Annotated in this window: 17 protein-coding genes; 3 read left to right on the forward strand and 14 right to left on the reverse strand. The window is 59.6% G+C overall.

What is annotated here, in order from left to right; genetic code table 11:
- Positions 1-275 precede the first annotated feature (275 nt).
- Positions 276-719 carry a PACE efflux transporter gene (locus H586_RS0106720; protein ID WP_027181661.1) on the reverse strand — a complete coding sequence of 148 codons (444 nt, stop codon included), beginning with the start codon at positions 717-719 and terminating at the stop codon, positions 276-278.
- Positions 720-978: 259 nt separating this feature from the next.
- On the opposite strand from H586_RS0106720, the gene H586_RS0106725 reads away from it, so the two are divergent.
- Positions 979-1863, forward strand: coding sequence for a LysR family transcriptional regulator (locus tag H586_RS0106725; protein WP_011366488.1), 885 nt, complete (start codon positions 979-981; stop codon positions 1861-1863).
- 169 nt (positions 1864-2032) lie between these two features.
- Here the strand turns inward: H586_RS0106725 and H586_RS0106730 are convergent, their stop codons facing one another.
- The 7 genes from H586_RS0106730 to flgB are packed head-to-tail and all read right to left on the reverse strand — an operon-like array spanning position 2033 to position 7967.
- A complete protein-coding gene (locus H586_RS0106730) occupies positions 2033-3355 on the reverse strand; it encodes a FliI/YscN family ATPase (protein ID WP_027181663.1) in 1323 nt (440 codons plus the stop codon).
- Positions 3356-3399: 44 nt separating this feature from the next.
- Positions 3400-4140: a FliH/SctL family protein gene (locus H586_RS0106735; RefSeq protein ID WP_027181664.1), complete on the reverse strand. Its 741-nt coding sequence runs from the start codon at positions 4138-4140 to the stop codon at positions 3400-3402.
- A complete protein-coding gene (fliG, locus tag H586_RS0106740) occupies positions 4127-5077 on the reverse strand; it encodes a flagellar motor switch protein FliG (RefSeq protein WP_234702945.1) in 951 nt (316 codons plus the stop codon). Before fliG ends, H586_RS0106735 begins: the two co-directional genes overlap by 14 nt.
- Before the next feature lie 34 nt (positions 5078-5111).
- Positions 5112-6731: a flagellar basal-body MS-ring/collar protein FliF gene (gene fliF, locus H586_RS0106745; RefSeq protein ID WP_011366492.1), complete on the reverse strand. Its 1620-nt coding sequence runs from the start codon at positions 6729-6731 to the stop codon at positions 5112-5114.
- Between the two features lie 40 nt (positions 6732-6771).
- Positions 6772-7101, reverse strand: a complete 330-nt coding sequence (gene fliE, locus H586_RS0106750; RefSeq protein WP_027181665.1) for a flagellar hook-basal body complex protein FliE — start codon at positions 7099-7101, stop codon at positions 6772-6774.
- Between the two features lie 15 nt (positions 7102-7116).
- Positions 7117-7557, reverse strand: a complete 441-nt coding sequence (gene flgC / locus H586_RS0106755) for a flagellar basal body rod protein FlgC (protein WP_011366494.1) — start codon at positions 7555-7557, stop codon at positions 7117-7119.
- Entirely contained in the window at positions 7557-7967 is a 411-nt protein-coding gene (gene flgB, locus H586_RS0106760) for a flagellar basal body rod protein FlgB (RefSeq protein WP_011366495.1), read from the reverse strand. Before flgB ends, flgC begins: the two co-directional genes overlap by 1 nt.
- A 365-nt stretch (positions 7968-8332) precedes the next feature.
- Here flgB and H586_RS0106765 point away from each other — a divergent pair, with 365 nt between their 5' ends.
- Positions 8333-8896, forward strand: coding sequence for a tetratricopeptide repeat protein (locus H586_RS0106765; protein WP_011366496.1), 564 nt, complete (start codon positions 8333-8335; stop codon positions 8894-8896).
- 188 nt (positions 8897-9084) lie between these two features.
- Here the strand turns inward: H586_RS0106765 and H586_RS0106770 are convergent, their stop codons facing one another.
- Entirely contained in the window at positions 9085-10110 is a 1026-nt protein-coding gene (locus tag H586_RS0106770; RefSeq protein WP_027181666.1) for an NAD-dependent epimerase/dehydratase family protein, read from the reverse strand.
- Positions 10111-10316: 206 nt separating this feature from the next.
- Between H586_RS0106770 and H586_RS0106775 the strand changes: the two genes are divergently transcribed.
- A complete protein-coding gene (locus H586_RS0106775) occupies positions 10317-10958 on the forward strand; it encodes an acetyltransferase (RefSeq protein ID WP_027181667.1) in 642 nt (213 codons plus the stop codon).
- Between the two features lie 83 nt (positions 10959-11041).
- Here H586_RS0106775 and H586_RS0106780 read toward each other — a convergent pair whose 3' ends face one another.
- The 5 genes from H586_RS0106780 to hypD all read right to left on the reverse strand — a co-directional run bounded on the left by H586_RS0106780 (position 11042) and on the right by hypD (position 18476).
- Positions 11042-12991 (reverse strand): nucleoside-diphosphate sugar epimerase/dehydratase, encoded by a 1950-nt coding sequence (locus H586_RS0106780; RefSeq protein ID WP_027181668.1) that lies wholly within the window; start codon positions 12989-12991, stop codon positions 11042-11044.
- Positions 12982-14133, reverse strand: a complete 1152-nt coding sequence (locus H586_RS0106785) for a DegT/DnrJ/EryC1/StrS family aminotransferase (protein WP_011366500.1) — start codon at positions 14131-14133, stop codon at positions 12982-12984. The genes H586_RS0106780 and H586_RS0106785 overlap by 10 nt, the downstream gene beginning before the upstream one ends.
- Before the next feature lie 291 nt (positions 14134-14424).
- Positions 14425-16221, reverse strand: coding sequence for a sugar transferase (locus H586_RS21145; RefSeq protein WP_081701792.1), 1797 nt, complete (start codon positions 16219-16221; stop codon positions 14425-14427).
- Positions 16222-16357: 136 nt separating this feature from the next.
- Positions 16358-17380 (reverse strand): hydrogenase expression/formation protein HypE, encoded by a 1023-nt coding sequence (hypE, locus tag H586_RS0106800; RefSeq protein WP_011366502.1) that lies wholly within the window; start codon positions 17378-17380, stop codon positions 16358-16360.
- A 4-nt stretch (positions 17381-17384) separates the two neighbouring features.
- A complete protein-coding gene (hypD, locus tag H586_RS0106805; protein ID WP_027181669.1) occupies positions 17385-18476 on the reverse strand; it encodes a hydrogenase formation protein HypD in 1092 nt (363 codons plus the stop codon).
- Between the last annotated feature and the right edge of the window lie 293 nt (positions 18477-18769).

Here is an 18769-nt window from a genome sequence, read left to right on the forward strand (position 1 = left end):
CCGTTCCCGTTCCCGTTCCCGTTCCCGTTCCCGTTCCCGTTCCCGTTCCCGTTCCCGTTCCCGTTCCCGTTCCCGTTCCCGTTCCCGTTCCCGTTGCGGCAGTGCTTTTTACGGTTGCCTGCGGCCGGATTTGTGCCTGAATAGTTGCGCCTGAATAGCTGCGTGTGAAGAGCTGTACCTGAAGAGTTGCGGCCGGAAAATGTGGGTCCGGTACGGCAGGCGAAAAAAAAGCCCGTGCATAGGCACGGGCTGTCGGGCAGCGTGTACAGGGTCCGCTAGCTGGTCTGTTCAGCCGGCACAGGGTGCTGCGGCAGCGGAAAAACCGTGTCGTACGTCAGATTGAAAAGAAAAGCGTACACAGGGATACCCACCAGAAAACCGGCATCGTAGATGATGGCTTCGATAAAGGTGAAATTGAGCCACCACATGATGACGGGAATGGTGAGCGCCGCGAACAGCAGTTCAAAGCATACAGCGTGAACGGCACGGGTGATGAAAGGACGCGGCAGCAGGGGTTTGCCCAGTGCCAGCAGTATTTTGTCGAACATCACGTTGTAGGCGAAGTTGGATCCCATCGCCAGCATGCTCATAATCACGCTCAACCCGCCGATTTTCTGTACGGAAACACCGAGCAGCGGGGGGAGAATGAGAATGAGCAGAACCATGAGAACTGCTTCAAACAGCAGGGTATGACGAATTCGATCCATGCGTGTGCGCATTTTGACCTCCGGACACAAAAATACAGGGCAACGGGGCCTGCCGGAATTCTTCAGTTTCGGGAGAAAGTCTGATCAGGAGTTTCCTGTCCGCATGGCATAGCCATGTACGGGGACCGGACGGGAAATCAGGGCAGATCAGAACGAAACAGCGATGAATACCGGCAGTGCCGCTTGCCCAGAATGTGGGTATGAACTATCACATTGAGTGAGGGTGTAAAGATAGAGTCTATCTAATTTTGTGATAGAAAATGGAGGCGACGTGTTTTCTCTTGATCAGCTTGAGGCTTTCCGCGCGGCGGCGGAAACCGGTTCTTTTTCCGCTGCGGCCCGCAGACTGGGCAAGGTGCAGTCTGCCGTCAGCACCGCGGTGTCCAATCTGGAAATCGATCTGGGGGTAGAGCTTTTTGACCGCAGGGGGCACAAGGCGGTGCTTACTCCGGCGGGAGAAACTCTGCTGCGTGAGGCGTGGACCGTACTGGGCGAATGCGACCGTCTGCTGGAACGTGCCGTGGCCATTGCCGGCGGTGAAGAGGCCAGACTGAGTCTGGCTGTGGACGACGCCGTGCCGGTGGACTGGTTTGTGGACGTGCTGGCGGCCTTTGGCGAGCGTTTTCCTTTTGTGCAGCTGGAAACCTATTACGGCGCCATGGGCGATGTGGCCCAGATGGTGGGCGAAGGACGCGCCGATCTGGGCATTGTGATGCCGGTCAGCGGCACTCCGGCCGCCATAGATGCCGTACTGGTGGGGCATATGCCTTATGTGCCGGTGGCGGCAGCGCATCATCCTCTTGCCGCACTGCCTGCGGTGGGGCGGCGTGACCTTATGCGCTACCGGCACATTGTTGTTGCCAGCCGTACAGGTGACAGAGAGCCCGACTGGGCGGGGCACGGCGGGCCGGTGTGGTTGCAGGAATCCACATATGCCACATTGCAGCTGGTGTTGCGGCATGCGGGCTGGGCGTCGCTGCCGGGCCATCTGGTGGACAGGCACGTGCGCGCAGGACGGCTTGTGGTGCTGCCGCTTGATTTTCATGCGGTGAAGTTTGCGGCTCCGGTGTTTGTGGTCCGGCGTCCGGGAGCGGCACAGGGCGTTGCCGGTATATGGCTGCGCAAGGAACTGGAAGGGCTGCGGCTTGAAGAGTAAGTCTGCGCGCAAGGGGCAGCGCAAGTGCGCCCGCAAGTGCCCGGGCGAGTGCGCCCGTGAGTGATCGGGCAAGTGCGCCCGCGGGTGCTCGGGCGGATGTGTACAGGCTGCACAGTCATGGCATAACGCAAGCATGCAGTCCGTGCTGAGCATGCGCAGACGGCGCGGGTTATGATGCTGCCGCGGGCTGGCCTGCCAGCTCCAGCATCTGGGCATAGCAGGCGTCAATGGCCTGCTTGTCCTGCACCTGCTGCTGCAGAAACTGGTTGATGCGCGGTACCATGCCGATGGCCTGATCAATGTCCGGATTGGAACCCTGTGCGTAGGCACCGATGTTGATCATGTCTTCGACCTTGCGGAAAGTGGCCAGATGACGCGTGAGGGTGCGGCCTGCGGCGATGACTTCCTGAGGGCAGATGTCGGTACGCAGACGGCTGATGGAGCGGAGCACATCAATGGCCGGATAGTGCCCCATGTCCGCCAGATCGCGGGTGAGCACAATGTGCCCGTCCAGAATGGAACGCACCGCGTCTGCTATGGGTTCGTTGAAGTCGTCGCCGTCAACCAGCACTGTGTAGATGCCGGTGATGGTGCCGTGCCGGTTTCTTCCGGCACGTTCGAGCAGCTTGGGCAGCTGGGCGAAGACGGTGGGGGTGTAGCCTTTTGTGGTGGGCGGTTCTCCCACGGCCAGTCCCACTTCACGCGCAGCCATGGCAAAACGTGTTACGGAATCCATCATCAGCAGCACGTCTTTACCCTGATCGCGGAAAAATTCCGCCACGGCTGTGGCGGCGTAGGCTGCGCGCATGCGCACCAGCGGCGACTGGTCACTGGTGGCAATGATGAGCACCGAGCGTGCCATGCCCTCAGGACCAAGATCTTTTTCCATAAATTCGACAACTTCGCGGCCACGTTCGCCAATGAGGGCAATGACGTTGACATCAGCCGATGTGTAACGGGCCATCATGCCCATCAGGGTTGATTTGCCGACGCCAGAACCGGCCATGATGCCGACACGCTGGCCTTTGCCGAGTGTTATCAGGCTGTTGATGCAGCGCACGCCCACATCAAGGGGTTCGTCTATGCGCGGCCGCGAAAGCGGATTGGGTGGCTGTGCATAAATGGGGTTGTGTCCGGCCACCGGCGGCATGGTGCTGCCGTCCATCGGTGCCCCGAAAGCATCGAACGCCCGCCCCAGCATGGATTCGCCCACAGGAAACAACGGCGGCATGCTGGTGTTGCGTATGAGGCTGCCCGACTGTACGCCGCGCATGTCACCGTACGGCATGAACAGAATATTGCCGTCGCGGAAGCCTACGACTTCCGCAGGCAGCGGGGCGGAACCGTCTTCCGGAATGATGTGGCACACGGCGCCCAGAGGCGCTTTTACACCGCAGCCTTCGGCCACAAGGCCGACAATCTTGTTTACCTTGCCGTAGGTGTCCACCAGTTGCACATCGTGCAGAAGTTCAAGACAGGCTTTGGGGTGCATGAATCTGTTCCGGAAAAAAAGATGTATGCCGACCGCACGGCGGGTCACGCCTGACCGGGGTCGTCCGCGGGCAGTTCCAGCTGCGAGAGTATTTCATCCACAACGGCAAGCCTGCTTTCCACTGTGCAGTTTGCCATGCCTTCGTTGTTGTCGATGACCAGTCCGCCGGGCTGAACGGAATCGTCGGGCTTCACAGTCCAGCGTTCCAGTTCCGCCATGCGCTCCTTGGCGGTGCCCACAATATCCTCCACCGCGGGGGTGTCTTCCGGATTGCAGCGGATAACCAGCACGCGGCGCGAATCAAGAGCTTCGGCAGCTTTTGTGAACATGGCCTCAAGCACGGCTTCGCGCTGCTGCGAAAGCTGCATGGCGACGCTGCGCTGTACACAGGCACGCAACAGGGTGACAAGATCCTGACGCCATGCGTTGAATACGGAAGTGCACTGGGCCTGAATGGCTCCCAGCACGGCGGAAACCGAATCGCCCATGGTTGCGCGGAACTCTTCCAGTTCCTGCTGTGCCTGTTCTATGCCCTGCTGGTATCCCTGCCGCCGGGCTTCTTCACGCAGCCGTGCAGCGTCGGAATGTGCTGTTTCCAGTATGATGCGCGCTTTCTCTTCCGCGCGGGCGCGAACACGGGCAAGATATTCCGCTTCGGTATCTTCGTCCCAGCGCGGAGAATTGCGCCCGCTTTCCAGCTGGCTCAGGGTGCGTTCTCTCATGGAGCCCGGCCCCATATATATGGTGCCCCAGCGTTTTGCCGGTGATTCGTCAGATGAAGACATCTCCGCCTCCGCGTCCGATGGCTATACGGCCTTCCGTCTCCAGCCTGCGCACGGTTTTCACTATGTTCTGCTGTGCGCCTTCCACATCGGCAAGGCGGGTGGGGCCCATGATTTCCAGATCTTCTCTGATCATGGTGGCCGCGCGTTCCGACATGTTCTTGAAGAATTTTTCCTTCAGGTCGTCGGAGGCGCCGCGCAGAGCCATGGTCATGTCCTCGTTGGATATTTCCTTCATCAGTTCGCGGATGGCTCTGTCGTCCAGCGAATTGACATCCTCGAACACGAACATGAGGTTGCGGATATCTTCTGCCATCTGGGAGGATTCTTCCTCGATTTCCGAAAGCACTTCTTCTTCCGTGGCACGGTCCACGGCGTTGAGTATTTCGGCAACGGACTGGACACCGCCCACTTTTTTGCCTTCTTTGCCGCCCATGGCGATAAGCTGGGTCTGCAGCACCTTGTCCACTTCCATCAGCATGTCTTCGGGCACTGCTTCCAGTTTGGCAAGGCGCATCAGCACTTCGGGGCGCACACCTGCCGGCAGGTTGCTGATAAGCTCGGCGGCCTGTTCGGCATGCAGGTGTCCCAGAATGAGCGCCAGCGTCTGCGGGTGTTCGTTGCGCAGTATCTGAGCCAGAATACGCGGGCTGACGTTTTCCAGTTCTCTGAAAGGAGCCGGGCCGGTATCCAGCGACAGCGCGTCCATGATGTACTTGGCCGTATCGCTGTCGAGGTTTTTCATCAGCATGCGTTTTACCGCGTCTTCGCCGCCCATTATCAGCTCCTTGCCGGTGACAAGGGCGTAATGGAATTCGCGCAGCACCTCTTCAACCTCTTCCTTGGGCACGGTGTCCAGTTCGACCATGGCCTTGGATATGGCCGTGATCTCAGACCGGTCCAGCCTTTTGAAGACTTCAGAGGTGAACTTGTCCCCCATGGCAAGGAGGAGAATCGCGGTCTTACGGGGACCCTTAAGCTGCTCCGCCAACTTTGGCTCCTTCGCTGTCCTTCAGCCAGCTTTTCAGAATACCCACTGCCTGTTCCATGTTCTGTTCGGAAAGCTGCAGCGCATGGGCTTTGATATCGTCGATTTTTTTCAGGGCGTCCATGGCGTCCATGTCTTCTTCGCCCTCGATAAGGGCCAGACGCTCTTCGCCGGTGGGCAGACCTTCCAGGCCTTCGACCACTTCACCTTCGACCTTGGGCCGTATGAGGGCCAGAACCACGGGCCGCACCACCATGACGAGGAAGAGGAAGACCAGCAGCGCGTTCAGCAGGGGTTTACCCAGTCGCAGCGCGTAGTCCATGATGACTTCGGCCAGCGACATGTAGGTGTCGGCTTCCGGCCCGCCAAAGGATATGCTGCTGACTTCCAGCACATCGCCGCGGGCACGGTCGAACCCGACGGCACTGGCCACCAGCTGGCGGATGCGCGCCACCTCTTCGTCGCTGCGCGGCACATATGTCCATTCGCCCGTTTCTTCGTTCTTTTCATACGTGCCGTCGACGATAACCGCAACACTCAGCCGGTCAAGCTGCCCCACGGGAGCGATGATATTCTGTTCTTCTTCGTTTATTTCGTAGTTGGTGTTGCGGGTTTCACGGTTGGAGTCTTCCGTGCTGGTGCCGCCGGACATGCCGTCGCCGCGGAAGTTCGCTTCCGGCACGCCGGCATTGACGTTTGACGTGCCTTTGCGGGCCTCTTCGGTACGTATTTCGCTGCGTACCACAGAGCTTTCGGGGTCAAACAGCTTTTTGCGGATGGTTTTCTGCGAAAAATCAAGATCGGCATTGACCTTGGCAATGACTTTGCCCGGGCCGATGACAGGGTAGAGCAGCTCTTCGATCCGGCGTTCGAAATTCTGCTGCATGGTCAGCTTGTGTTCCAGCTGGGTGGAGGTCATGCCGTCAAGCGACTGTTCGTCTTTGGGGTAGTACAGAATCTTGCCCGAAGTGTCCGCCACGGAAATTTTGCCCTGGTCCAGCCCTTCCACAGACATGGTGACCAGATTGACGACGGCCTGCACGTCCTTTTCGTCCATCTTTTTGCCGTCCTGCAGCTTCAGCACCACAGAAGCGGAAGGCTGCATCTGCTCTTCGATGAACAGGCTGCGGTGCGGAATGACCAGATGCACGCGGGCGCTCTCCACAGCGGGAAATTCAGCTATGGTACGCGAAAGCTCGCCCTGCAGGGCGCGCTGGTAATTGATTTTCTGAACAAAATCAGTCTGACCGACCTTGATCTGGTCAAAAATTTCAAAGCCGACACCCTGTCCCACCACTGAACCTTCACCGGCAACCATAAGCCGCATGTCGTACACGCGGTCGGCGGGTACCATTATGGTGCTGCCGCCGTTATCCAGCCGGTACCTGACCTTCTGCGCCTGCAGCACGGTGACCACCCTGTTGGCGTCTTCCGGGGTAAGCTTGGAATACAGCACCCTGTAGTCGGGCTGATTTATCCAGAAGATAAGGCCGAAAAATATGCCCACCACGACCACAGTCAGGCCGACGATGAACACCCGCTGCGACATGCTGATGCGGGTCCAGAAAGTTTTTGCCTTATCCACGGCGGAATTGAGCGCGGTCATGTGTTTCTCCGGAAAAATAAGTAGCGGGAATCAGCCGGTTTTAGAACTGCATTTTGCTCAGTTCGCGGTACGCTTCCATCACTTTGTTGCGTACTGCGGATGTCATTTTTACGGCAACACTGGCCTTTTGCAGCGTTATCATCAGTTCGTGCACGTTCTGTGTTTCGCCGGAGGCGAACGACTGGATCATGGTGCTTTTTTCACTCTGCATGTCGTTCACTTTTTTTACCGACGAGTTGATGGTGTCGCTGAAGGAGCGCTCCACTCTCGGTTCCGGCGTCAGTTTGCCCGACTGGATGCTGCGTTCTGCCTTGGTAAAGTTTGACAGCGCGTTGCTGTAGGCCTTCAGGCCGATACTCTGAATGGTCATGATGCGTTACCCCGCCTATGAACGGCCTATTTCCAGTGCCTTGGTGTACATGCTTTTGACAGCCTCGATGGTGGACACGCTGGCCTGATACCCGCGCTGCGAGGTCATCAGGTTGGCCATTTCCTCCACCACGTTGATGTCCGGGTATTTAACGTAGCCGTTGGCATCGGCGTCGGGGTGTCCGGGTTCGTACACCTGACGGAAAGGGCGGTTGTCGCGCACGATGTGTTGTACGCGCACCCCGCGCAGTTCGCGGTCAAGCGCGCTCTGCATATGCTTGCTGAAGGGGTCGTCCACCTCTGTGGCAGCCATGACAACGGCCTTGCGGCGGTATGGCCCGCCGCCTATGGTTCTGGTCGTCTTTGCGTTGGCCAGGTTCATGGAGGTTATGTTCATGCTCGTGCGTTCCGCACTGAGTGCCGATGCGCCGATGTCGAGTGCTGTCATGAAATCCATTATTTCTGCCCTGTCATGATGACGTCTTTAAGGCCCTGAAAGTTGCCTTTGATGATGGTGGAAAGCGTGTTGTACTGCAGGGTGTTCTTGGCCATCTTGGCCATTTCCTTGTCCAGATCGACCTGATCTTCGCCGTGGACGACACGCGGTCTGAACGCCTTGGTCCATTCCGGGCCGAAAGTCTCGGGGTCAAAGGTCGCCGGTACGTGCTTTTCATGGGTACGGGCTATCTTGCCTTCCGTACCCAGCGAAAGTGCTGCCTGCAGGTCTTTTTCAAAGTCCAGTTCGCGGGCCTTGTACCCGGGCGTGCGCACGTTCGCCATATTGCTCATGATGACGTTCTGGCGCTTGAGCTGCATGTCCATGACCTTGGCGGTCACTTCCATGTGCTGTCCGAAAAGTGTTTTCATGGTGTCTGCCTCCGATGAAGCCATGCGCCGGAAAGCCGGACGCTGCCATCTGCACAAAGCAAGGTGTGTTCCATGATTGTTAACTGTTTGAAAAATATATTTTAAATATGATTTCTGCGCAGTTTTGCGGCCATGGTGTCAATATTTGGTCACTGGTGACCGTCGCCGGCGGCAGAGGGGTTGCTCTTTTGGCGCACGGGGCGTATCTGCCTGTGATTCTGCAGGGTGGCACGGTTCCTGCTTGTTCCGTGGCAAAGGAAAAAAGTTCCCTGAACTCCGCGGGGTCGCGTCGGCCCGGAATTTGCTTAACTCTTGCAGCGGCAGAAAAAAGGGAACAGGTTGCCGTTTTCGAACGGAGGGGAACCATGAGCAATCATCTTGATTACGAGATCAACAAGGAACTGGGCGAGTGCTACCTGTTTATGGGTGAGCTGGATAAAGCCGAGGAATACTACCGCAAGGCTGCGGGCAGTAACGGTGTGCATCCTGACCCGTATCTGGGGCTGGCTACCATTGCCGTGCAGCGCGGGTTGTTTGACGATGCGCTGGTGCTGTACAAAAAAGCCGCCGATATCGAACCCGGCGACAAGGCACTGGCCGGCATGGGCCTGATTGAAATGGAACGCGGCGAAAATGAACCCGCTTTCAGCCATTTCGCGCAGGCGCTGGATATGAATCCGGCCAATATGATCGCCGTGCACGGTCTGGTGCAGCTTGGCTATGTGCTGGGCCGTATCGACGATGTCATTCCCAGACTGCATGCTTTTCTTGAAGTGGACCCTGCAAAGGACGCAGTGCGCGTTTCTCTGGCGGGTTGTTATATTTCCGTCGGCCGTACAGAGGACGCCGCAGGGCAGCTTGAAGAACTGCTGCGCCGCGACCCTGCCAACACGGCCGCGCAGGAACTGTACGCCACGCTGCACCGTTAGCGGCGTATGGTTCTTGTTTCCGGCTTTGCCGGATGAAAAATCTCCCCTCCCCATTGATTTTCCGGCCCTGACGCTGGCGCAACGGGCCGGAAAATCACCTTTTTGCGGGAAGAGGAAAATAAGAACAAAGCCACGCACGGGCCTATGGGCACCGTGCGTGGCTTTGTTCTTGTTATGCAGGCAGGCTGCTACAGGTTTGCTGCGTACCAGTCGCCGGAAATGCGCAGCCCCTGACGGACGGAAATCTGCGGATCATAGCCCAGCAGGGTGCGGGCACGGCTGATATCAGCCAGAGAGTGGCGCACGTCGCCCGCGCGGAAATCGCGGTACTGTGCTTCTTTTTCTGACGCCTGCGGATTGTGGCGCGCCACTTCCTCGCGGATGAGGCCGTACAGTTCGGTCAGCGATGTGCGTTCTCCGAAGGCCACGTTGTATACAGTATTGGTTGCTTCGGGATCGGGAGCGGTGGCCGCCAGCAGGTTGGCCTGCACAGTGTTGTCTATGTGGCAGAAGTCGCGGCTGGTTTCGCCGTCACCGTTTATGAATACTGGCTGGTCGCGCAGCAGACCGGCAAACCACAGCGGGATGACCGCGGCATAGGCGCCTTCAGGATCCTGACGTTTGCCGAATACGTTGAAATAGCGCAGTCCGGTGCATTCCATGCCGTAGGTTCTGGCAAAGACGTCTGCATACAGTTCGTTGACATACTTTGTAACGGCATACGGCGAAAGCGGCCTGCCGATGCGGTCTTCCTGCTTGGGCAGGTTGGGCTCGTCACCGTAGGTCGAGCTGGAAGCGGCGTAGACAAATCTGCGGACATCCGCATCGCGTGCGGCCACCAGCATGTTTACAAAGCCGTCGATGTTACAGGTATTGGTCAGCAGCGGGTCATCAATGGAACGCGGTACCGAACCGAGCGCAGCCTGATGCAGAACGTAGTCCGCGCCGGCGCATGCTTCGCGGCAGGTTTCCAGCGAGCGGATGTCACCTTCGATGAACCGGAAGCGGCTCCACTGTTCCGGAGTGACAGCGTCGCGCACCATGTCGAGGTTTTTTCTGTGTCCGGTCATGAAATTATCAAGACCGGTGACGGTCTGGCCGTGGCTGAGCAGGGTTTCAAGCAGGTTGGAGCCTATGAAGCCCGCCACGCCGGTTATGAGCCATGTGCGGGGAGCCTCCTGCAATTGACGGAGCAGTTCGGTATATCTGGACATGCGTTGTCTCCTGTCGGACGTGTGATGTGCCGGAGTTGCGGACACCTGCCGCAGGGCGTATGCTGCGGACTCTGTTGTATCTTCCGGCTGCCTCCTTCCGCGTCCTTGAGCGCCGGAGGGAAGCACGGTCTTGTTCCGGCGACTGATACACCATTACGGGCGCTGCGTCCATTCACTGCATTTTCTGTACTGGCGGTTGGATTATCATGGATTCACTTGTTCTTTTTGGTGCGGGCGGCCACGGCAAAGTGCTGCTTGATGCGGCGCGTGCCGGCGGCGGGCGTGTGCTTTTCTGCGCGGACGATGATGCGGCACGTGCCGGAACGGTTTTCTGCGGTCTGGAAGTGAAACCGGCCGCGCAGCTGGGCAGTTTTTGCAATTGCGGCAACGTCGCACTGCTGAACGGCATCGGGTATGTGGGCGGCCGCAATGTGCGGGCACATGTCCATGCCCGCCTGACAGCCGGGGGCTGGCGTTTTGCGACGGTGTGTCATCCGGCGGCCGTCATAGCGCAGGATGCCGTGCTGGCGGATGGCGTGCAGGTGCTTGCAGGCGCTGTGGTGGCGCCGTCGGTCAGAGTGGGGGTGAATTCCATCATTAATCACCGTGCGGTTGTCGACCATGACTGCGTGGTGGGCGAACATTGCCATGTGGCGCCCGGAGTCACGCTGTGCGGCGGGGTGCGGCTGGGCAGCGGTGTTTTTGTGGGAGCCGGAGCCACCGTTGTTCCGGGGGTCAGCATAGGCGACGGTGCGGTCATAGGCGCGGGGGCCACTGTTCTGCGCCATGTGTCCGCAGGCAGTGTGGTGGCGGGCACTCCGGCCATACCCCTTGCGGGCAACGTGTGATATTTTTTTATATTTCATGATTATAAAAAAGCGGCCCCGGCGTCATGCCGGGGCCGTTTGTTGTATCTGCGGGGCAGCGAACGTCACGCAGGTTCCGGCCGGAGTGCGGCAGGTTCCGGCGCGCCAGACGCGCCGGTCTCTGTGTGCGTATGTTCAACTTCGGTGTATTCGGGCACCAGCACATGCAGCGCTCTGCGCACTGCTGCACCGTCGTGCGCCTGTGCTGCCTGCACGGCCTGTTGCAGGCCCTGTTCCAGAGCCTGCAGGGCGCTTTCAGATATCTGGGCGCTGTCACAGCAGCGCAGCACCATAATCTTGTCATGCTCGGTGCGCACCACGCCTTCGTCAGCGGTAATCAGCTCTTCGTACAGTTTTTCACCTTCGCGCAGACCGGTGAAGACAATGGGAATATCCACTTCGGGTTCCAGTCCGGCAAGGCGGATAAGGTCTTTGGCCATATCTGCTATTTTGACAGGTACCCCCATATCCAGCACAAATATCTCGCCGCCCTGCGCCATGGTGCCCGCCTGCAGAATAAGCTGCGCGGCTTCGGCAATGGACATGAAGTATCGGGTTACTTCGGGATGCGTGACCGTGACGGGGCCGCCTCTGGCAATCTGGTCGAGAAACAGCGGCACAACGGAGCCGGACGACCCGACCACATTGCCGAAGCGCACGGCCATAAACCGTGTGGAACTGCCGGAGAACCTGCGCATGAGCAGTTCTGTTACCCGCTTGGAAGCCCCCATGACGTTGGTGGGGCGTACCGCCTTGTCGGTGGAGACCACCACAAAACGCTGCACTCCGGCATCGTGGGCGGCCTGCATGAGTGTCTGGGTGCCCAGAATATTGTTCTGCACGGCCTGCCACGGGTTACGCTCAAGCATGGGCACATGCTTGTACGCCGCGGCGTGGAAGACAGCCTCTGGTTTGTGTGCGGCAAATGTGGTGCGCATCAGGTGGGCATCGCGGATATTGCCCAGTACGGCCACATAGTCGTGAAAGCCGTGTACGTGTTCAAGATCCATCTGTATTTTATACAGATTGAATTCGCTGGCATCCACCAGCACCAGACGGGCGGGAGCATACCGGATAATCTGCCTGACCAGCTCTGATCCTATGGAGCCGCCGCAGCCGGTGACCAGAATGCATTTGCCCTGCAGGTAGCGGCTGATGGCTCCGGTATCCAGTTCCACCGGCGACCGGCCCAGCAGGTCGAGGTAGTTGACCTCGCGCATGTTTTTTATGCCGCGTTTGAAATCCAGAATTTCGTTCATGGGCGGCAGTATTTTGCAGGGCAGACCCGTTTCCGAACAGGCCTGCACTATGTGGCGCACCTGCTCGGAAGAAGCTTCCGTAAGGGCGATGAGCAGTTCTTCGGCACGGGTGGAGACAATGGCTTCGGGCAGGCGGTCCAGCGTGCCCATGACGGGACGGCCGTGGATGGTTCTGCCTTTCAGGGCGGGGTTGTTGTCCACGAACCCCACGGGGAAGTAGCCCAGCGACACATCACGGTTCAGTTCGCTGACCAGCCGTTCTCCGGCTCTGCCGGCGCCGATTATGATGACCCTTCTGGCTCCCTTGCGCGCGGTGCGGCCCGTCATGGGCAGCCAGAAGCGCCCTGTCTCGCGCAGGGAGAACAGAATGCGGATACCCAGACGCGCGCCGCCGGTGAACAGAAAGGTAAGCAGAAAGTCCATGCCGAAGACGGCGCGTGAATAGCCCGCAAATCCGGTAAGGTATGCCACCCCTGCGATGACAAGCAGGCTCTGCACGCTTGCGGCGCGCAGCAGCAGGATGGAGTCGCGCAGGCTGGTGTAGCGCCACATGCCGCGGTACATGGAAAATACCACGAACACGGCGAGCTTCATGGGCAGTACCCATGGCAGCAGTCCTTTCATGCGTTCGACATGCAGATAGGGAATGGAAAAGTCGAACCGCAGCATATAGGCGGCGTACAGCGCGGCTGCAAAGCACAGCAGGTCCACGCACATCATGATGTAGAAGTTGGCGGTGCGCAGTGCTATTCGCATGGCTGTCCGTCAAGCGCGCGCAGGATGGCATCCGTTACGCGGGTCAGGTCTTGTCCGGTCATGGCGGTACCCGAAGGCAGGCACAGACCGGTGTGGAAGAGACGTTCGCTCACGCTGCCGCCGAACACCCTGCAGTCTTTGAATACCGGCTGCATGTGCATGGGTTTCCATACGGGGCGCGATTCGATGTTGCAGTCTTCCAGTGCCCGGCGCAGTCCTTCCGGCGTGCACCGGCAGCGGGCCGGATCCAGCGTTATGACCGTAAGCCAGCGCGAGCTCTGGCCGTAGGGCGCTTCAGGCATGAAGGCGATGCCCTCGCGCGGCTCCAGAACCCTGCGGTAATGTTCGCATATGGCTCTTTTCTGGGCCACGCGCCGTGCCAGCACTTCCAGCTGACCGCACCCTATGGCGGCGCAGATGTTACTCATGCGGTAATTGTAGCCTATCTCGCTGTGTTCGTAATAGGGGGCGGGGTCGCGTGCCTGCTGGGCAAGCCAGCGGGTTTTTTCGGCCACGGCCGGATTGTCCGTGCACAGCATGCCGCCGCCGGAAGTGGTGATGATTTTATTGCCGTTGAATGAGAAGACAGAGCAGTAGCCGCCTGTGCCGGCATGACGGTTTCTGTAGCGCGCACCGGCCGATTCCGCTGCATCGATGATCAGGGGAATGCCGTGAGGGGCGCATATTTCAAGCAGCCTGTCATAGTCGGCGCATTGTCCGTACAGGTCGGTAACTATGACCGCACGGGGAATGCGACCGGCAGCTGCGTATCCGGCCACGGCTTCGGCCAGCAGGTCGGGGTTCATGTTCCATGTTTCGGTGTCGCTGTCGATGAAAACAGGCTGCGCTCCGGTGAAGGTGATGGGGCTTACGCTGCCGATGAATGTCAGTGTGGACGCCAGCACGATATCGCCGGGACCCGTGCCCAGAGTGCGCAGGGCAAGGTGCAGGGCGGCGGTGCCGCTGCTGAGGGCGGCGCAGTGGGGAATACCGGTAAACGTACTGAAATTGCGTTCAAAGGCATCTACCATGGGGCCGAGCGGTGCGACATAATTACTTTCAAATGCGGTATGTATGAAATCAAGCTCGCTGCCGCCCATATGCGGCGGCGAGAGGAATATGCGTTTTTGTGTCTGTGTCATAAAATTCTCCCCTGTGAGGGTGATATGGAACGCAACAGCGGTGCTGTTATAGTCTATCAGGGCAGTTGTTACAATGCCTGTTGTAAATTATGCAGCATGTCTGAGAATGTTCTGTGCTGAGTAACAGATATGGCAGTCTGTGTGCCGTAGGAAGGTTACGGCGCGGAAGGAAGACGTGCCTGCGGCACGCTCAGGCGGGTGCGGCGCGGCATCCTGCGCAGGGCACCGGATAAAACGGCGGATATGCGGCCTGCGTAGCTGCCGGTGGCGCGGCGCCGCATGAAGCACAGGTTACTGTTCATGGTTGCGGCCGTATCTGGCAGAGCGTCCGTCATCGTTCCGTGCACTGCCGGTGAACGTATCCGTGGTGGCGTGCCCCTGTTTGGCCACACCTTCACGGCGGAAGACTTTTATGACGGTCATTAAGATGATGCGGATGTCAAGGCAGAGCGTGTGGTTGTCCACATACCATGCATCCATTTCCAGCTTGTCGTCCCAGTCCACGGCATTGCGGCCGTTGACCTGCGCCCAGCCGGTTATGCCGGGCAGTACATCCATGCGTGACGCCTGTCTGGGTGTGTACAGCGGCAGATACTGCATCAGCAGCGGCCGCGGGCCGACCAGACTCATGTCGCCCCGTATCACGTTCCACAACTCAGGCAGTTCATCAAGCGAGCTTGCGCGCAGAAACCGGCCGAAGTCTGTCAGGCGTTCGCCGTCGGGCAGCAGGTTGCCGCGGGAGTCTCGCGCATCGGTCATGGTGCGGAATTTGATGATGGTGAAGGGCCTGCCGTTTTTACCGGGGCGTATCTGCCGGAAGAACACGTCTCTGGACAGCTTGCGCCGCACGGCAACCGCAACGGCGGCCATGACCGGCAGCAGCAGGATGAAAGCGGGGACAGCCAGCCCGAGATCAAAGGCCCGTTTGAGCGCGGGAGGCGTCACCCTGCGCGGGCGGGGGCCGTTGGCTGCTTCGGGCAGGCGCATGGTACGGAATATGATGCGGTTCACTTCGCGTACGTCGTACCGTTCTTCGGCCATGGCGCGGCTGCGGGCGCCCATGGGCGCGATGAGCTGCGGCTGTGTGATAAATTTTTCCATGGCGGCAGCCAGTGCCGCAGTGTCACCTGCGGGTACCAGAAAGCCGTTTTCGCCGTGTTTTACGGTCTCACGGCAGCCGGGTGCATCTGTGGTGATGACAGGACGGCCGGTGCTCATGGCTTCCATGGTGGAGCGCGGAGTGCCTTCGCGGTGAGAGGGCAGCACATACACCGAGGCGCTGTGCAGCGCGGGGCGCACATCGTCCGCGGGGCCGTCATACTGCACGCCGCCTGCCGTCCAGCGGGCGATATCAGCCTCCGAGACGGAATCGGGCCCCTTGTCGTGCCAGCCCACAAGGCGGAACCGTGCCTGAGGATAACGCGGGGCGAGCATCAGTGCGGCCTCGCAGAATTCCGGCACGCCCTTGGCCCTGAGCAGCCGCGCCACCAGCAGAAATTCCACAGGGTCCTGCTGCGGCGGGCGGCAGGCATAATGGTCAAGGTTCACGCCTTCACCGTTCAGCACCACGGCCGTGGTGCTGCGGGTCAGCTTTTCAGCGTCGAACAGGGCTTTGTCGTCCGGATTAAGAAAAAAAACGGCCTGATACCGGGGCATGACAAGAGCATAAAGCCCCCTGACAAGCCTGTTGAGCAGTCCCCGCAGGCCCTGCCTGTGCGAAAATGCGTACCCCAGTCCGGTGATCATGCCGAAACGGCGGGGCACGCGGGCAAGCCACGCCGCCAGTCCGCCGTAGATGACCGGCTTGATGGAGCTGGTGAGCACCACATCGGGACGTTCTTCAAGAAAAGTCCACAGATAGCAAAGGAATGTGATGCAGTCGCGCAGCGGGTTCATACCGGTGCGCTTCAGCGGAACCGTCCGGTAACGCACCCCCATCTGTGCCAGTGCGTCGCGGGTTTTTTCGTCGTCTTCCGGCGCGGTGCACACCACTTCGTGACCGGCGCGCACCAGATCACGGATGAATTCGCCCCTGAAGAGCAGCAGGGCGGGAGCATAGTTGCCCGCCAGAAGGATTTTGGTTCGCATGCTGCACCATAATTGAGAACGCCGGACAGGACCGTCCGGCGTTCTGTAAATTGTTTATGTCGTGCCGACGGCACCGCCTGTACACATCAAAAAAGGCGGTACGTCAACAGGTGCCGGGGTGCACCGCAGACGGCTGTCAGCAGATGCGGGGCAGCTGTTCGCCCTCCAGCATGTTCAGCAGTCTGTGGCCGCCCAGCGGGGTCTGCATCACCACCTGACCGGCTTTGCCCGGGCCGTCGCCGGGGGCAAGCACCTGTCCGATAACGGCAGCGTCGCCGCCGAACTGGGTCTGGCGCATGATTTCCAGCGCCTGCTGTGCTTTATCGGCGGGCAGTATGCAGATGAGTTTTCCTTCGTTGGCCAGATACAGCGGGTCGAGACCGAGAAACGAGCACCCGCTGCGTACCGATTCGCGCACGGGGATATCCTCTTCGCGAATGGTGAAGACCATGCCGGACTGCGCGGCGATTTCGTTGAGTGTGGTGGCCAGCCCCCCGCGGGTGGGGTCGCGCAGCACATGTATGCTGCCTGTTTCGTATGTCAGCCGCTCGACCATGCGCGCCAGCGGTGCGGAGTCGCTGGCCACGTCGGTGGCAAAGGAAAGGCCTTCGCGGTGCGAAAGGATGGTCAGTCCGTGGTCACCCATGGTGCCCGAAACCAGTATGACGTCTCCGGGGCGGGCTTTGTCGCCGGCAGGGGCGGGGTCGGCGATTATCTCGCCCACGCCCGTGGTGTTGATAAAAATTTTATCCACGCAGCCGCGGGGAACAACCTTTGTGTCGCCGGTAACGATAAGTACGCCGGATTCGCGCGCGGCAAGCCCCATGGAAGTGACAATGCGTTCCAGTGTTTCCATGGGCAGACCTTCTTCCAGAATGAAGCCGCAGCTGAGGTATGCCGGACGCGCGCCCATCATGGCCACGTCGTTGACTGTGCCGTGCACGGCCAGTGTGCCTATGTCTCCGCCGGGAAAAAACAGCGGGTCAACGGTATAGCTGTCTGTGGACATGGCCACGGGGCCGCGGATGTCCAGCACGGCACCGTCGTTCATGGCCGTCAGATAGGGGTTGTCAAAATGCTTGAAGAACAGCTCGGCGATAAGCCTCTGCGAGGCGCGGCCGCCGCTTCCGTAATCGAGCAGCAGAGTTTCTGCAGTCATGGGGTCAGCTCCCGATATTGTATTTGAAATAGGCGGCGCAGCTTCCTTCGGTGGAAACCATGCACGGTCCCACGGGGCGGGCGGGTGTGCAGGCCTTGGCAAACAGCGGACAGTTGTCGGGCTGCATTTTGCCCTTGAGCACATCGCCGCATCTGCATCCGGGTGTGTTGGGCACGTCCCGCAGGGTCAGTTCCTGCTGTTCCATGGCGTCGAATTGTCTGTAGGCGTCGGTGAACACCAGCCCGCTGTCGGGTATGGTGCCGATGCCGCGCCACAGCGCGTCTGCAGGACGGAATACCTCGTACATGATGCTGCGCGCCTTGGGGTTGCCGTTGTCGCTTACCGCGCGGCTGTACTGGTTGGTGATGGCGTATTCGCCTCGGCGGCGCATCTGCACCATCAGCAGCAGCGCCTGCAGAACGTCGGCAGGGTCAAAACCGGCCACCACGCCGGGGGTGTGAAACTGTTCGGCCACAAAGTTGTACGGGGCCGTGCCCAGAATGGTGGAAACATGTCCCGGCAGCAGAAAAGCATCCACTGCACAGTCAGGGTCGGAAAGCAGCGCGCCCAGAGCGGGGGGCACCAGTTTGTGAAAGGAAAGTACCTGAAAATTCTTCAGCCCCTGCCGGTCTGCGGTTTTGATGGTGGCGGCCACGGCGGGGGTGGGGGGTTCAAAACCGATGCCCAGAAAAACCACCGTGGACTGCGGGTGGGCAGCGGCAAGTGACAGTGCGTCCACGGGTGAATAGACCACTTCGATGCGGGCACCGGCGGCCTGTGCGCTTTTAAGTGTTTTGCCGCCGGGGCCGGGAACACGCATAAGGTCGCCGAACGTGGCGATGATCACCTTGTCGCGTTCCGCCAGTTCCAGATAGGCGGCTATCTCGCTTTCGTGGGTCACACAGACCGGACACCCGGGGCCGGACACATGGACGACCTGTTCCGGCAGCAGCGGGCGCAGACCGCTCTGGAATATGGCCACGGTATGTGTGCCGCACACTTCCATGAAACGCAGCGGGGCGTCTGTCTCGGCACGAAGCCGGTCCAGCAGCCCGCGGCACAGCACAGGATCTTTGAACGCATTGGAAAAGTTCACGTGGTATCCTTCCTTCCTCTAGAGGTGCGGGGGCCGCAGAAGCACGGAACGGCAGAAGGGCGTTTTTTCCGCGCGTTGCGGCAGGGCCGCGGTGCGGCGGGCCCGACGCCGCGGCACCGGTACGCGTGACAGTCTAGTAGCTACGCTCAAGAACCTTTACCTGTCAACTTGGCGGGATTCGTGATGATTTGGGCATACAGACAGCCCGCACGGGGGCGGCGGCTTTGCTTTTTTATCTGCGTGTTGGTACACCGGAATAAAGCAAGATGCAGCACGGGCTGCCGAGCGAGGTA

The organism is Oleidesulfovibrio alaskensis DSM 16109 (assembly GCF_000482745.1).
Taxonomy (GTDB): Bacteria; Desulfobacterota; Desulfovibrionia; order Desulfovibrionales; family Desulfovibrionaceae; genus Oleidesulfovibrio; species Oleidesulfovibrio alaskensis.